Source organism: Hydrocarboniphaga effusa AP103, from assembly GCF_000271305.1.
GTDB lineage: Bacteria > Pseudomonadota > Gammaproteobacteria > Nevskiales > Nevskiaceae > Hydrocarboniphaga > Hydrocarboniphaga effusa.
Genome location: NZ_AKGD01000001.1, coordinates 2,457,902 through 2,473,740, shown reverse-complemented (window position 1 = coordinate 2,473,740; position 15,839 = coordinate 2,457,902). Strand labels below are relative to the sequence as shown.

Annotated in this window: 9 protein-coding genes; 8 read left to right on the top strand and 1 reads right to left on the bottom strand. The window is 66.4% G+C overall.

The features are described 5' to 3' along the window. Positions 1-26: 26 nt before the first annotated feature. The 7 genes from WQQ_RS10855 to WQQ_RS10825 all read left to right on the top strand — a co-directional run bounded on the left by WQQ_RS10855 (position 27) and on the right by WQQ_RS10825 (position 13,337). On the top strand, positions 27-2,813 hold the full coding sequence (locus WQQ_RS10855; protein ID WP_007185209.1) for a type I restriction endonuclease subunit R: 2,787 nt from the start codon (positions 27-29) through the stop codon (positions 2,811-2,813). Continuing rightward, the gene (locus tag WQQ_RS23730) at positions 2,810-3,883 is read left to right on the top strand and encodes a restriction endonuclease subunit S (protein ID WP_007185208.1); all 1,074 of its coding nucleotides are present in this window, start codon (positions 2,810-2,812) and stop codon (positions 3,881-3,883) included. Before WQQ_RS10855 ends, WQQ_RS23730 begins: the two co-directional genes overlap by 4 nt. Next, positions 3,880-5,871 (top strand): RNA/DNA-binding domain-containing protein, encoded by a 1,992-nt coding sequence (locus WQQ_RS10845; protein ID WP_007185207.1) that lies wholly within the window; start codon positions 3,880-3,882, stop codon positions 5,869-5,871. The genes WQQ_RS23730 and WQQ_RS10845 overlap by 4 nt, the downstream gene beginning before the upstream one ends. Then, positions 5,868-7,382, top strand: a complete 1,515-nt coding sequence (locus tag WQQ_RS10840) for a class I SAM-dependent DNA methyltransferase (protein ID WP_007185206.1) — start codon at positions 5,868-5,870, stop codon at positions 7,380-7,382. The genes WQQ_RS10845 and WQQ_RS10840 overlap by 4 nt, the downstream gene beginning before the upstream one ends. Positions 7,383-7,409: 27 nt before the next feature. After that, entirely contained in the window at positions 7,410-8,669 is a 1,260-nt protein-coding gene (locus WQQ_RS24895; RefSeq protein WP_007185205.1) for a serine/threonine-protein kinase, read from the top strand. After that, positions 8,557-10,308 carry a tetratricopeptide repeat protein gene (locus tag WQQ_RS24325; protein ID WP_040453397.1) on the top strand — a complete coding sequence of 584 codons (1,752 nt, stop codon included), beginning with the start codon at positions 8,557-8,559 and terminating at the stop codon, positions 10,306-10,308. The genes WQQ_RS24895 and WQQ_RS24325 overlap by 113 nt, the downstream gene beginning before the upstream one ends. Positions 10,309-10,532: 224 nt before the next feature. Then, positions 10,533-13,337, top strand: a complete 2,805-nt coding sequence (locus WQQ_RS10825; protein ID WP_157534582.1) for a Calx-beta domain-containing protein — start codon at positions 10,533-10,535, stop codon at positions 13,335-13,337. 36 nt (positions 13,338-13,373) lie between these two features. Here WQQ_RS10825 and WQQ_RS10820 read toward each other — a convergent pair whose 3' ends face one another. Next, a complete protein-coding gene (locus WQQ_RS10820; RefSeq protein WP_040453396.1) occupies positions 13,374-13,931 on the bottom strand; it encodes an ECF-type sigma factor in 558 nt (185 codons plus the stop codon). A gap of 158 nt (positions 13,932-14,089) precedes the next feature. On the opposite strand from WQQ_RS10820, the gene WQQ_RS10815 reads away from it, so the two are divergent. After that, entirely contained in the window at positions 14,090-15,832 is a 1,743-nt protein-coding gene (locus WQQ_RS10815; protein ID WP_007185201.1) for an ATP-dependent DNA ligase, read from the top strand. The last annotated feature ends 7 nt before the right edge of the window (positions 15,833-15,839 follow it).

Here is a 15,839-nt window from a genome sequence, read left to right as displayed (position 1 = left end):
GCCACAAGCCCAGGTAAGCTCACGGCATGACACCGGAACTGCGCGCCCGCCAACTCATCGACCAGCGGCTCATGGAAGCCGGCTGGCAGGTGCAGGACTACAGGACGCTGAATCTCGGAGCTTCGGCCGGGGTCGCGGTGCGCGAATACCCGACCGACACCGGTCCGGCCGACTACGTGCTGTTCGTGGACCGCCACGCCGTCGGAGTCATCGAAGCCAAGCGGGATGAGGCCGGCGAGAACATCACCGTCGCGGAAGACCAGACCTCGCGTTATGCCAACGCCACGCTCAAGTGGCGAAGCTCGGACCTGCCGCTCCCATTCCTTTTTGAAGCTACCGGCCAGATCATCCGCTTCACCGACGGCCGCGACCCGGTGCCGCGCTCTCGCGAAATCTTTCATTTTTTCCGCCCGCAGCAACTGGCCGAGTGGCTGGCGGAACCAGCCCAGCCCAACACCCTGCGCCGACGTTTGGCCCAGCAGATGCCGGACTTGCCGGCGCAGAACCTTCGCGACTGCCAAGTGGGCGCCGTTACCGGCCTGGAGGAATCGCTGGCCCTGGCCAAGCCGCGCGCGCTGATCCACATGGCCACGGGCGCCGGCAAGACCTTCACCGCCATCACCGCCATGTACCGTCTGCTCAAGTTCGCGGGCGCGCGGCGCATCCTGTTTCTGGTGGATACGCGGAACCTCGGCCAGCAGGCGCACCAGGAATTCATGGCCTACACGCCGCCGGACGACGCGCGCAAGTTCACTGAGCTGTACAACGTGCAGCGGCTGGCCAGCGCCAGCATCGACCCACACGCGCAGGTCTGCATCAGCACCATCCAGCGCATGTACTCGATTCTCTCCGGCGAGCCGATGGACGACTCGGCCGAAGACATCTCGCTCTCTGAGGTCAGGCAGACCGGCAAGCAGCAGAAGCTGGTGCGCTACAACCCGCAGGTGCCGATCGAGACTTTCGATTTCATCGTCATCGACGAGTGCCACCGCAGCATCTACAACCTGTGGAAGCAGGTGCTGGACTACTTCGATGCCTTTCTCGTCGGCCTCACCGCCACGCCGGACAAGCGCACTTTCGGCTTCTTCAACGAGAACATCGTCGCCGAATACACCTATGAGCAGTCCGTGGCCGATGGCGTCAACGTGGGCTACGACGTCTGGGAGATCGAAACCGAAGTCACCCGCGCCGGCGCCGAGCTGAAGGCGCGCGAATGGGTGGACCACCGCGACCGCGCCACGCGCGCCAAGCGCTGGGCCGAGACCGAAGAAGACACGCTCTACACGGGCAAGGAGCTGGACCGTTCCGTGGTCAACCCCAGCCAGATCCGGCAGGTGATCCTGGCCATGAAGACGGCGGTGGAAACCCAGATCTTTCCGGCGCGGCAGGAAACCCCCAAGACCCTGATCTTCGCCAAGACCGACAGCCACGCGGATGACATCATCCATTGCGTGCGCGAGGTCTATGGCCAGGGCAACGCCTTTTGCCGCAAGGTCACCTACAGCGAAAAAGAAGCCGACAGCGTGCTGCAGGCCTTTCGCAACGACTACCACCCGCGCATCGCCGTCACCGTGGACATGATCGCCACCGGCACCGACGTGAAGCCGCTCGAAGTGCTGCTGTTCATGCGCGACGTGCGCAGCAAGGGCTACTACGAGCAGATGAAGGGCCGCGGCGTACGCTCGCTGTCCGCCGACAAGCTGCGCAGCGTCAGCGCGAGCGCGGATGGCGCCAAGACCCGTTTCGTGCTGATCGACGCTGTCGGCGTGGAGAAATCCTGCAAGACCGAAACGCGCTCGCTCGAACGCAAGCCCGGCCAGTCGCTGAAAGACCTGCTGCAAGGCGTCGCCCTGGGCCATCGCGACGACGATACGGTGTTGAGCCTGGCCAACCGGCTCGTACGCCTGGCCAGGCTGCTGGATGCCAAACAGCAGGCGCGCATCGAAAAACACAGCGGCGGCGCGCCGGTAAGCGAACTCGGAAGGGCCCTGATCGCGGCCCTGAACCCGGACGCGATCCAGCAGGCCGCGCTGGCGGCCGCACAAGCCGCTGGCATCACGCGCAGCGCCGACACGCTCACGCAGCAGGAAATCACCGCTGCCCGCAATGCCCGTGTCGCCGCCGCCTGCGCGGCCTTTGACAAGCCCGAACTGCGGGACGAGATCGAATCCATCCGCCGCGAACGCGAGCAGATCATCGATCACGTCAACCTCGACACCGTGAACTTCTCCGGCTATTCCGGGCAGGCCGAGACACAGGCTCAGCAGACCGTGCAAGCCTTCCGCGACTACATCGCCGCGCACAAGGACGAGATCGCGGCCCTGAGTTTTTTCTATGCACAGCCCTATCAGCGGCGCGCGCTGACCTTCGACATGATCGAAGAACTGCACGAAGCCCTGAGCCGCCCGCCGCTGATGCTCACCACGGAACGATTGTGGAGCGCCTACGCCCGCGTGCAGCAGGCCCAGGTGCAAGGCGCCGGCATCCGCCGCCAGCTCACCGATCTCGTTTCCCTGGTGCGCTTCGCGATCGGGCTCGATGGCGAACTCCGGCCTTTCAGCGAAGCGGTGGACAAGCGTTATGCCGACTGGATCTGGCGCCACAACGCCAAGCGCGCCACCGCGTTCACGCCCGAACAGATGGAGTGGCTGCGACTGATGAAGGAGCACATCGCCACGTCGTGCAGCATCGGGCGGGAGGATTTCGATTATGCCGAGCTGGCGAGCCGCGGCGGCTTGCAGAAAGCGTGGGCGGTATTTGGAAAGGAGATTGATGCGTTGATGGTGGAGATGAATGGGGAGTTGGTGGCGTGAGTAAAACACTGCCTCACGGCTGGCAGATTTCCAATCTCAACGAACTGGCGCGCGCTGTCGGAGGCGGAACACCGTCCAAAGCAGAACCCGCCAACTGGATCAACGGCACGATTCCCTGGGTTTCACCCAAGGACATGAAGCGTTTTTTTATTGGCGCGGCCGAAGACCAAATTACAGAAGCCGCAGCGGAACGGCTTTCAGTGGTGCCGGCTGAAAGCGTGATGACCGTTGTTCGCTCGGGCATCCTTTCTCGCACGTTGCCCGTTGCAATCAATACGGTTCCAGTGACCGTCAATCAGGACATGCGGGCTTTCGTACCTGAGCCACAGGAGATTGCAAAACTAACCGCACTTCCTCCGGGCTGGGCTTGGACTTCTATTGGGCAGTGTTTCCACGTTGGCGTAGGCGCGACACCGAGCCGTAAAGAGGCAGCTTATTGGAACGGCCCGATCCCATGGGTCAGCTCTGGTGAAGTGCAGTTCGGCAGAGTCAGAAAAACCAAGGAGTGCATCACTTCTTCGGGATTAGAAAACAGCAGCACTCAGCTCAATCCGCCCGGCAGCGTGCTCCTTGGGATGATTGGCGAAGGCAAGACCAGGGGACAGGTTGCGATCTTGGACATTGAGGCAGCCAACAATCAGAACTGTGCTGCGATATGGGTCAGCGAAGCAGGCATCCCGCCTGAGTATGTGTACTTCTGGCTTTGGTCCCGCTACGACGAGACACGGCGTGGCAGCAGCGGAAATAATCAACCCGCGCTCAACAAGTCCATTATTGAAGCAATACCTCTGCCTCTTCCGCCACTAGCGGAGATAAAGGAGATCACGGCATTGGTTGAGCAGCGCTTCGAACAGATTCACAGGCAAGTCGATGCACTCTCTCTGAGCCTCAAACAATCCACCGCCCAACGCCAGAACATCCTGCGCGCCGCCTTCGCCGGCCAGCTCGTGCCGCAAGACCCGAACGACGAACCCGCATCCGTGCTGCTGGAGCGCATTCGCGCCGAACGCGCAGCAACGCACGGCACCAAACCGCGCAAATCGAAAGCTACGCGTAAGGAAAAGTCATGACCGGCAAGTGGCGCCTGGAAGATGTGGCCGCTCTGTCCGAGGGCGTGGACGTGGAATGCAAGGCGGCGCAAGGGCGTGATGGTCGCGGCGAAGTACCGGACGATTTCTGGAAGAGCTACAGCGCCATGGCCAATGGCGAGGGCGGTGTCATCTGGCTGGGCATCCAGGAGAAGCCGCGCGGCAATTTCTCGGTGCTGGGTCTCGCCGACGTGGAACGCGTGCGCAAGACCGTTTGGGATTGCCTGCATAACCGCCAGAAGATCAGTGCCAATTTGCTAAGCGATGTGCATGTGCAGCCGCTGATCGTGGATGGCAAGACTGTGCTGCAGATCGACGTGCCTCGCGCCACACGCAAGGACAAGCCGGTCCACATCGGCGGCAACCCCTTCGGTGGAACTTATCTGCGCCGTCATGAGGGTGATTATCAAGCCGATGACGAAACCGTGCGCCGCATACTGGCCGAGCGGGTGGAGGATTCACGCGACGACCGGGTTCTTAAAAACTTCGGTTTCAATGATCTCGACATGGAGACGGTTGCCGCATACCGCAATCGTTTCTCCGCAGTGAAGCCGGGCCATGTGTGGTCCGACCTTCCGGTAGAAGTGTTCCTTGAGAGAATCGGCGCCTATGGCACGGACCGTGAAAAAGGGCATGGCGGGTTGCGTATCGCCGGTCTATTGATGTTCGGTCGGGCCGAAGTCGTGCGCGATGCACTGCCCTACTACATGGTGGACTATCAGGAACGTCCGGAGGCACGAACCGAAAAGCGCTGGGTGGACCGCCTTGTGCCGGACGGTAGCTGGTCCGGAAACTTGTACGACTTTTTCCGACGCGTGTACCAGAAGCTCACCGCCGACCTGAAAGTACCGTTTCAGCTCAAGGAAGGACAACGCATCGACGATTCTCCAGTGCATGAAGCCTTGCGCGAGGCATTGGTCAATACGCTGATCCACGCGGACTATACTGGTCGAGTATCAGTCATGGTGGTCAAACGGCCGGACATGTTCGGTTTTCGCAATCCGGGGCGCATGAGGATTCCACCCGAGATTGCAGTGCATGGCGGAAACAGTGACTGCCGCAATCGACGCTTACAGACCATGTTCCAGCAAGTAGGCTACGGCGACCATGCAGGGTCTGGTCTACCGAAGATCTACAGCAACTGGGCCGGGCAGCACTGGAGCCGGCCGATCTTGTATGAGCTTGCCGAACCGGAACAGACGCTCATGGAATTGCGCATGAGCAGCCTGGTGCCGGAACAGGCAGTGGCGGAAATCGTTTCGCACTTAGGGGATCAGTTCTGGGCATTGCCAGAGCTAGCCCGGTTAGCGCTAGTCACAGCACAGAGCGAGGGCGTGGTCTCGCATGCCCGCCTACGAGAGATGTCGACAGAGCACCCGACCGATATCACCAAGATGCTGGCCGGTCTGGTCCGGAATGAAATGCTGGTTTCCTACGGCGCCGGGCGAGGGACGGTCTACTGTCTGCCATGGCAAGAGCGGGAACCCAAAGGGCTCTTCGAGACGACAGGTAGCCGGCCCGAATCACCGGAGCTGCATGCAAAACCACCGGAGCTGCATGCAAACACACCGGAGCTGCATGCAAACACACCGGAGCTGCATGCAAACACACCGGAGCTCAGCACCGAATCACAGGAGCGTGTCGACGAAGCTTCTAGCAAACCCGACGCGCCAATCTTGGATTGGTCATCGATCGCTCCCAGCGAGCAGGCTCGGTTGAGCGACCTGGCTTTGCCTGTTAGTTCCAATCGTCACGCCAGGAAAGAAGTTCTTCAGGGCGCGGTCCTAGCATTGTGCCGTGGCCAATATCTGGGCACACGTGTGCTTGCTCAACTACTGAGCCGCGACCCGGACGACCTCCGTAAACGCACGCTCAATCCCATGGTGAAAGCCGGCCAGCTCAAAGCGGCCTATCCAGCAGCTAACGATCCCCGGCAGGCCTACACCGCAGCCGACAAAGCATCTGAATGAACACCACCACCCTGATCCAGAAAGTCTGGAACTTCTGCCACACCCTGCGCGACGACGGTGTGGGCTATGGCGACTATCTGGAGCAGCTCACCTACCTGCTGTTCCTGAAGATGGCGCACGAGTACACGCAGGAGCCCTATAACCGCGATACGCGCGTGCCCAAAGGCTATGACTGGCCCAGCCTGCGGCGGCTGACCGGAGAGCCGCTGGAGGCGCATTACCTGGCCACCTTGCATGCGCTTGGCAGCAACCCCGGCATGCTCGGGGCGATCTTCTTCAAGGCGCAGAACAAGATTCAGGATCCAGCCAAGCTCAGCCGGCTGGTACAGATGATCGACGAGCAGAGCTGGATCGGCCTCGACGCCGATACGAAAGGCGACCTCTACGAAGGCCTGCTGCAGAAGAACGCGGAAGACACCAAGAGCGGCGCCGGCCAGTACTTCACGCCGCGCGCGCTAATCCAGGCGATGGTGGCCTGCCTGCGGCCACAACCGGGCAAGTCCATCGCGGACCCGGCTTGCGGCACCGGCGGGTTCTTCCTGGCCGCCAACGAGTGGCTGACCGGCACCGGCCACTGGATCGAGGACAACCGCAGCTGGCTCGACTACCAGCCGTCCAAGCTCAACCCGAAGCAGAAGGCTTTCCTGCGCGACGCCACCTTTCACGGCAACGAGATCGTGCCGGGTACGCGCCGCCTGTGCCTGATGAACCTGTTTCTGCACAACATCGGCGACGTCGTGGGCGAACCCTGCGTGGAGCGCTCGGATGCCTTGATCGCCGACCCGGCCAAGCAGGTGGACTACGTGCTGGCCAATCCGCCCTTCGGCAAGAAAAGCAGCATGACCATCACCAACGAGGATGGTGAAGAAGACCGCGACGCACTGACTTACGAGCGCCAGGATTTCTGGGAAACGACGTCCAACAAACAGCTCAACTTTTTGCAGCACATCGTCAGCCTGCTCAAGCCCGATGGCCGTGCTGCAGTGGTACTGCCAGACAACGTGCTGTTCGAAGGTGGCGCAGGCGAGAAGATTCGCCGCAAGCTCCTAGAAAGCTGCAACGTACACACGATCCTGCGGCTACCTACCGGCATCTTCTATGCGCAGGGCGTGAAGGCCAACGTGGTGTTTTTCGACAAGGCGCCCAAGGACGGCAAAGTGCATACGAAGGGTGTGTGGTTCTACGACCTGCGCACCAATCAGCATTTCACGCTCAAGACGCGCCAGCTCAAGCTCGCCGACCTGCGCGACTTCGTGACCTGCTACAACCCAGCCAACCGGCACGAGCGTCAGCCCACCGAGCGCTTCCGCCATTACGGCTACGACGAGCTGATCGCCCGCGACAAGGCCAGCCTCGATCTGTTCTGGCTCAAGGACAAAAGCCTCGACAGCCTCGACGATCTGCCGACTCCGGACGTATTGCAGCAGGAGATCATCGACCACCTGGAAGCCGCCCTGAGCTCGTTTCGCGACGTAGCCGCGGCCCTGCCGCGATTTTCCGCACGCGAGTAGCCGCAAGCACGCCTCGGGAATCAAGGCATGGACGCGGCGCGCTGGGCACGGCTCGAGGCTTTGTTCGATGAGGCGATCGAGCTCGGTGCCGATGAGCGTGCGCGCTATCTCGCCGAGCTGGGCGTCAACGAGCCCGAGCTGCACGCCGAACTGGTTCGCCTGCTCGCGGCGGCCGATGCGCCGAGTGCGCGCTTCGATGCGCCGGCCGTCGATGCGCTGCGTCCGGCCGCGATGCGCACGGTGCGCGACGCCGCCGGCCAGCAGATCGGCGCCTGGAAGCTCGTCGAACGCATCGGCAGCGGCGGCTCGGGCGAGGTCTACCGGGCCGAGCGCGCGGACGGGCGCTATGCGCAGACCGTCGCGGTCAAGCTGCTGCGGCGCGAGGCGATCGACACCTTGCCGCGCTTCGAGGCCGAGCAGCGCATCCTCGCGCGGCTGGAGCATCCCGGCATCGCGCGGCTCTACGACGCCGGCATCACCGACGACGGCCGGCCGTACACGGTCATGGAATGGGTCGAGGGCACCGACCTGACGCGCTGGTGCCTCGAGCACGAGGCCGATCTGCCGACTCGGCTCGCGCTGTTCTTGCAGATTTGCGCGGCAGTGAGCTGGGCGCATCGACACCTGCTCGTGCATCGCGACCTGAAGCCAGCGAACCTGCGGGTGACGCCGGACGGCCAGGTCAAGCTGCTCGATTTCGGCATCGCCAAGCAGCTCGACGACGACGCCACGCAAACCCTCAACGCGCCGCTGACGCTCGCCTACGCGGCGCCCGAACAATTGCGCGGCGAAGCGGCGACGACGGCCACCGATGTCTACGCGCTCGGCGTGATCCTGTTCGAGCTGCTGACCGGCCGCGTGCCCTGGGCCGGCGACGGCGGCGCGGCGCCTGCTCGATGCGCCGCTGCCGCTGCCGAGCCGCGCGTCCCGCGCCGGCACCAGCCCGGTGCCGCGCGCGCAGTTGCGCGGCGATCTCGACGCCATCGTCGCGCGCGCCCTGCGCGCCGAACCCGACGTGCGCTATGTCGATGCGCGCGAGCTCGCCGACGACCTGCGCCGCCATCTCGAACACGAGCCGGTGCTCGCGCGCTCGGGCTCGCGCAGCTACGTGCTGCGCCGCTCGCTGCGTCGGCACTGGCTGGCCTGGTCGGCCGCGGCGACGGTCTTCGTGACGATGGCCGCGGCGATCGGCGGCATCGGCTGGCAGGCGCGCAAGGCCCGCCTCGAAGCGCAGCGCGCGGCGGCCGTGCAGGACTTCATGGTCGACCTGTTCCGCACCAACAGTAGCCGCCAGGCCGATCCGGTGAAGGCGCGCCAGACCACCGCGCGCGAGCTGCTCGACATCGGCGCCCGGCGCATCGAAACCGGGCTCGACGAGGCTCCGCAGAACAAGCTCGCGCTGCTGCGCCTGTTCGGCGGTTTGTACGGCGAATTCGCGCTGTCGTCCGAGCAGCTGCCGGTGCGCAAGCAGGCGGTGGAGCTGAGCCGCCGGCTGTTCGGCGACGATTCGCCGGAGCTCGCGAGCGACCTCGTCGCGCTGGCCCGGACCGTGGGCGACCACGACGAGGCCGAGCGGCTCATCGCGCAGGCCGGCGCGATTCTCGATCGCCGGCGCGACGAGCGCTCTTTCGTGCGTGGCCAGCAGTTGCTCGCGAGCGCGATCAACAACGAGTCGAGCGACCCGGAAGGCGCGCAGAACGATGCGCGACGGGCCGTCGCGATCCTGCAGAACTTCGCGGATTCCGCCGAGCTCGCCGAGGCGCATTACATCGTCGGCATCACGCTGTGCAGCCAGGGCGACTACGCCGCCGCCATCGAGCCGCTCAAGCAGGCGATCGCGGTGTCGATCAGCGCGCTCGGCGTTCCGAACCCCAAGCTCTCTCAGTACTACGAGCAGCTCGGCAATGCGCAGGGCTTCACGCTGCGCTACGCCGAGGCCGAAGCCTCGATCGCCCAGGCGATCGAGCAGGCGCACGAGAACAAGGCCGAATACGACTACGACCGCGTGCGCGCCCTGACCACGATGGCGGTGGTGCTGTTCAACGAAGACCAGCCGCGGCGCAGCCTCGAATTCGCCGAACGCGCAAAGGCCGACGCCCCACCCGCGAGCGAAGGCGGCGACGCCTCGCTGCTGCGCGCCTACGTCTTCGATACCGCGAGCCGCAGCGCGCTGGCGGCCGGCGAATTCGACGGCGCGCTGGCCGATGCGCAGGTGGCGGTGCAGCTCGCGCGCATCCACGACCCCGAGGGCGTGGTGCTCGTGAGCGCGCTGCAGCGCAAGGCCGCGGCGCTCGAGGAGCTCGGGCGCATCGGCGAAGCCGCCGGCACCGCGCAGGAGGCCTTCGACGTGCTCGCCCGCCTGCGCCCGGAGCCGAGCCGGCTGACGACCTGGCTGCAGATCGGGCTGGCGCTCGATCAGGGCCGGCTCGACCAGGCGCGAACGCTGTTCGCCACGCTGCCGCCCGGTGGCGCCGATACCCAAACCGTCACGCCCAAGGCGCAGTCGCGCAACCTGTTCGCCGCCCGCATCAATCTCGCCGCGGGCGACTACGCGGGCGCGATCAAACTCGCCGCCGCCGCGATCGAGCAGTCGCGCGCCAGCCGGCAGGCGCCATACCTGCGCCTGGAGATCGCCGACGGCCAGCTCGTCGAGGCGCTCGCTCGCCTGCGCGGCGGCGATGCGGCCGGCGCCCGGGGCTTGCTCGCGGACGCACTCGCGACGCGTACCGAGCTCTACCTGCCGCAACACCCGAAGATCGCCGAAGCCCGGCTGGCGCTGGCCGAATGCGCGCTCGCGCTCGGCCGGCGCACCGAGGCGGCCGGGCTGATCGCGCAGGCCGCCGCGATCGAGCAGCGGCACAGCTCGCTGTCGGTGCGCTATCGCGAGCCGCTCACGCGGCTGCGCAGGCAAATCGCGATGCGCTGACCGTCCCGCCGCGCCCGGCGACGACTTGCACGCGCGATGTCCGCCTTCGCCGCTCCCCTGCGTCATTGAGCAGTACGGATGACCATCAGGGGCTTGGGAGCATGAGCAGGAAGCAGCAATTGGCAGTAGCCAGACTTGGACTGTCATTCCCGCGAAAGCGGGAATCCAGGGCTTTTTCCGATGCGGGCGCAGGACCGATGGACGGGATTCGCGCCTTCGCGGGAATGACGGCCTCCCTGGGATTCGTCACTCGACGTCTGTCGGCGGCAGTTGCCTCGATCGCGATCGCCGCGCTGCTGCCGCTCGCATCGGCGCAGGCGGCGACGTTCACGGTGACGACGACGGCCGACAGCGGGCCGGGTTCGCTGCGGCAGGCGATCGTCGATGCCAACGCGACCAGCATCGGCAGCGAAGGCCATCACACGATTGCGTTCGCCATCGCCGGCGAGGGATTGCAGAGCATTCGGCCCACCACGCCGCTGCCCAAGATCAGCGCCTCGATGCTGATCGACGGCTACACCCAGCCCGGCAGCTCGGTGAACAGCTTGCCCAATGGCAGCAACGCGGTGTTGCGGATCGAACTCGACGGCAGCCTGGCCGGCGCCAACGCGGACGGCCTCGCGATCGGCCAGAACGACTGCTGCGGCTACACGCCGCCGCTGACGGTTCGCGGCCTGGTCATCAATCGCTTCAGCGGCCGCGGCATCGTCGCGACCGGACGCAGCGGCTGCGACCCGAATCTGGTCGGCTGCCGCGCCCAGCTGACGGTGCTCGGCTCGCGCATCGGCACCGATGCGAGCGGCACGACGGCGGCCGGCAACGGCGTCGGCATCGACATCGGGCTCAATGCGGTCGGCTACATCGGCGGTGAGATTCCGGGTGTGCAGGCGCCCAGCCGGCCGCCGGCAGCCGATCGCAACCTGATCTCGGGCAACCTGGGCGCCGGCGTGCGCATCGACGCGCCGACCGCGACTCCGGGCGCCGCCTACGACTGCTACGCGCATATCTACGGCGGCGACATCGGCACCGACGCCAGCGGCACGCAGCCGCTCGGCAACGGCGGCAACGGCGGCAACGGCGTCGAAGTCGGTGATTTCGGCGCCGTGCGGATGCTTTACTCACGCGTGTCCGCGAGTGGCGCCAACGGCATCGACATCACCCGCAGCGCGGCGCTGCCGAATCAATTTTCGCTGACGAGCGTGGTCGACCAGACCACCGTCGGCGGAGCGCAGGCCGGCCTCGGCAACCAGGGCCACGGCCTGCATTTCTCCGGATCGACGGGCGCCTCGGTCAACGCGACGATCCAGCACAACGGCGGCGCCGGCATTCGCGTCGACGGCCAGGCGCGGGTCGACTTTTCGGGCGGCGTCATCAGCGACAACGGCGGCCTGCCGATCGACCTCAACACCGAAGGTCCGGACGCCAACGATGCGCTCGACGCCGACGACGGCGCCAACGAGGGGGTCAACTGGCCGGTACTCACCTCGGCCACCACCGGCAGCAACGGCATCGTGCGCGGCAGCCTCGACTCGCTGCCGAACACGCGCTTCGAGATCGCCCTCTACCAAACCAACCGCTGCGACGCGAACGGCGGCCAGCTGCAGTTCCGCCAGGTCAACAAGTCCGGCGTCTCCGTGATGACCGACGCCAACGGCCATGCCGACATCGACGTGACCTTCGGCAGCGGCTTCGATATCAGCACCTATCCCTACCTGACCGCGCTGACGCGCTTCATCTCCAAACCGACGCCGTTTCAGGACGCGATCGTGGTCTCGGAGGTGTCGCGCTCCTGCGTCGCGATCACCGGTGGTGGCGGCGCGCCGAGCCCGGGCAGCGTGCAGCTCGAACAGGCGAGCTATTCGGTCAGCGAAAGCGGCGGCAGCGTCGAGGTCGTCGTCACGCGAACCGGCGGGTCTTCCGGCGCCGCGAGCGTGAACCTGGCCACCGCCGATCAGACCGCGCTGGCCGGCAGCGACTACACGGCGGTGTCGACCACGGTGAACTTCGCCAACGGCGACGCCGAACCCAAGCGCGTGGCGATCGCGATCAGCAACGACTCGACGGTCGAAGGCGACGAAAGCTTCACGGTCTCGCTGAGCAACGCCAGCGGGGCCGCGCTCGGAACGCCGGCCAGCGCGACGGTGACGATCGGCGACGACGACAGCCCGACCACACCGCCGCCGACCGAGCCGCCTCCTCCCACCGAGCCGCCGCCGTCCAATCCGCCGACGCCGGTCGATGGCGGACTCAAGGCCGGCGCCGGAGCGCTGCAACCCGCGGCGCTGGCGCTGCTGGGCCTGCTCGCGATGCTGCGACTTGCGCGGCGTCGCGACGGCGGGGCTCGATCCGCCCTGCGCGAGCGGCCCGGTGCACCTCGAAGCGCGCGCCTGCTGGTGCTCGCGCTGGCCGCCATCGGCCTGCCCGCGCAGGCCGGCGAACTGCGGCCGGTCGACGAGCCGCTCTACCTGCCCGGCCTCTACCTCGGCACCCAGCTCGGCGTCGGCCATTACGGCCTGCCGCGCGCCGGCTTCGAGCGCGAGTTGCGCGCCGCCGGCCACGAGGTCGGCGCCTCGTTCGATCGCAGCGCGTTCTCGGGCTCGGTCTACGCGGGCTTGCCGGTCTATCCGGGCCTGGCGATCGAAGCCGGCTGGCAGGAGTTCGGCGAGTACGACGGCGAGCTGAGCGGCAGCACCGCCGACGTCGCCGGGCTGGTCGACACCGCGGCCGAATCGCTGCGCCCGGCCGGCCGCGGCGTTTCGCTCGGGCTCAACAACCGCACCGCGCTCGGCGACTGGCGCTTCAACCTGCGCCTCGCCGGCGTCGCCTATCGATCGACGCAGAAGATCCGCATCGGCGGGCTCGGCGCCGAGAACAAGGACAACGGTTTGGGCATCGGCGGTGGAGTGGGCATCGGCTACCGGCTCGGTTCGCGCTGGAGCCTGTCGCTGACCGCCGATTCGTACGCGCTCGGCGGCAGCGCCGCGATCACCCGGCTCGGGGCGCAGATCGAGTGCCGGATCGGCCGCTGAAGCCCGTCCGGAAAAAGCCGAAGCCGTTGCAGGTGCTCATTCGCCGAGCGCCTGCTGCAACCAGGCCCGCGCCTTGACCCAATCGCGCCGCACGGTGCGTGCGGTCAGGCCGAGCGCGAGCGCGGTTTCCTCATCGTTGTAGCCGGCGTAGAAGCGGCATTCGACGACCTGCGCGAGCCGGGGGCTCAGCCCGGCGAGGCGCTGCAAGGCCTCGCCGACCTCGAGCAGCAGGCGCTCGCCGGCATCTTCGTCGGCGACTTCGCTGGCCGCTTCGAGCGGCAACGCGGCGCGGCCGTGATTGCGCTTCTCGGCCTGGCGCTCGCGCGCATAGGAGATCAGCGCGTGGCGGATCGCGATCGCGGCCGAACGCAAAAAATGCCCTTCGCTCGCGAACTCGGGCTGATGCCGCAGCTTGAGGAAGGCCTCGTTGACGAGCGCGGTGGTCTGCAGGGTTTCGGCGCCGCCGTCCCAGCGGCGCCGCTCGCGGCGCGCCATCGCCCGCACCTGCGGATAGAACACCGGCAGCAGATCGCGGGCGCGGCGGCGCTCGGGTTCGGTGGCGATCAGATCGTCGAGGGCGTCGTCGTTCGGCATCGGTGGGAAATCGGAGGCGAAGAACCGGCTGCGCCGCGGCAGCGCCGTAGCAGTTATCACAGCGGCCGATCGTCCATCAACGACCGCGAGCTTGCGCCTGCGGTTCAAGCGGCTTGGCGATACTCGGCGCACGACCGCCACGCAGGACCGCCCACGGAATGGAGCGCTTCGCCCGTCTGTACGCCGAACTCGATGCGACGACCTCGACCTCCGCCAAGGTCGCGGCGATGCGGCGCTATTTCGAATCGGCGCCGGCCGAAGACGCGGCCTGGGGTTTGTTCTTCCTGCAGGGCGGACGGCTCAAGCGGCTCATCGCACCGACCCGGCTGCGCGACTGGATCACCGAGCTCACGCAGCTCTCGCCGGCGCTGGTCGAGGAGGGTTACGCGCACGTGGGCGATCTGGCGGAGACGGTGGCGCTGCTGATCGATACGCGGTTTGGTGGGGAGCGCGATGACCCGCTTATCCCCTCTCCCGCTGGCGGGAGAGGGTGGCGCGAAGCGCCGGGAGAGGGAAAGCCCGAAAGGGCTGCTCATTCTCCGAATGAACCCTCTCTCCCCTCGCTGCGCGAGGGACTCTCTCCCGCCAGCGGGAGAGAGGACGAGCCAGCAACGCCCGCGCTGCACGAATGTGTCGAACTGCTCCAAAATCTCTCAACTGCAGATGAATCCACACAGCGCGAAACCGTCTTCGCCTGGTGGCGACGCCTGCCGTTCGCCCAGTGCTTCCTGTTCACCAAGCTGCTGACCGGCTCGCTGCGCGTCGGGGTTTCGTCCGGCCTGGCCGCTCGCGCGCTCGCCGCGCATGCGGGGCTCGATACCGCGGTCATGCAGCATCGGCTCATGGGCAATTGGCAGCCGAGCGCCGAGTCCTACGCGAGCCTGCTGCAGGCCGGCCGCGCCGAGGCCCTGCCCTCGCAGCCCTACCCTTTCTGCCTCGCGCATCCGATCGACGAGGCGACGCCCGAGGCGGTCGGCGAGCTCGCCGGCTATCTCGCCGAATGGAAATGGGATGGCATCCGCGGCCAGCTGATCCGCCGCGCTGGCCAGACCTGGCTGTGGTCGCGCGGCGAAGACCTGCTCAACGGCCGCTTCCCCGAAGTGGAGGCGATGGCCGAGCGCCTGCCCGACGGCAGCGTGCTCGACGGCGAATTGCTGGCCTGGCGCGAAGGCGCGGTGATGCCGTTCTCGGCGCTGCAGACGCGCATCGGGCGCAAGAACCCGGGCAGGAAAAGCCTCGCCGATGCGCCGGTGACCTTCCTGCCCTACGACCTGCTCGAATGGCGCGCCGAGGACTGGCGCGGCCGCCCGCTGTCCGAACGCCGCGCCCAGCTCGAAACCGTCTGCACCGAGTTCGGCCTGCTGGTTTCGCCGCGCGTCGACGCGAGCGATTGGGATGACCTGAAACGGCAGCGCGAGCAGGCACGCGAGCGCGGCGTCGAAGGGCTCATGCTCAAGCGGCTCGATTCGCCGTACACGCCAGGCCGCAAGACCGGGCTCTGGTGGAAGTGGAAGCTCGGGGCGCTGACGATCGACTGCGTGCTGATCTACGCCCAGGCCGGCCACGGCCGGCGCAGCAACCTCTACAGCGACTACACGCTCGCGGTCTGGGACGGCGACGCGCTGGTGCCGGTCGCCAAGGCCTACTCGGGGCTCACCGACGAGGAACTCGCGAGCATGGATCGCTGGATCCGCTCGCACACGATCGAGAAGTTCGGGCCGGTGCGCAGCGTCGAGCCCGTGCAGGTGTTCGAGATCGCGTTCGAGAACATCCAGGAAAGCCGGCGCCACAAGGCCGGCGTGGCGCTGCGGTTTCCGCGCATCGCACGCTGGCGACGCGACAAGCCGGCACGCGAGGCCGATACGCTGGCGACGCTCAAGCAGCTGCTCGCGACGCGCTGAGCGTGGC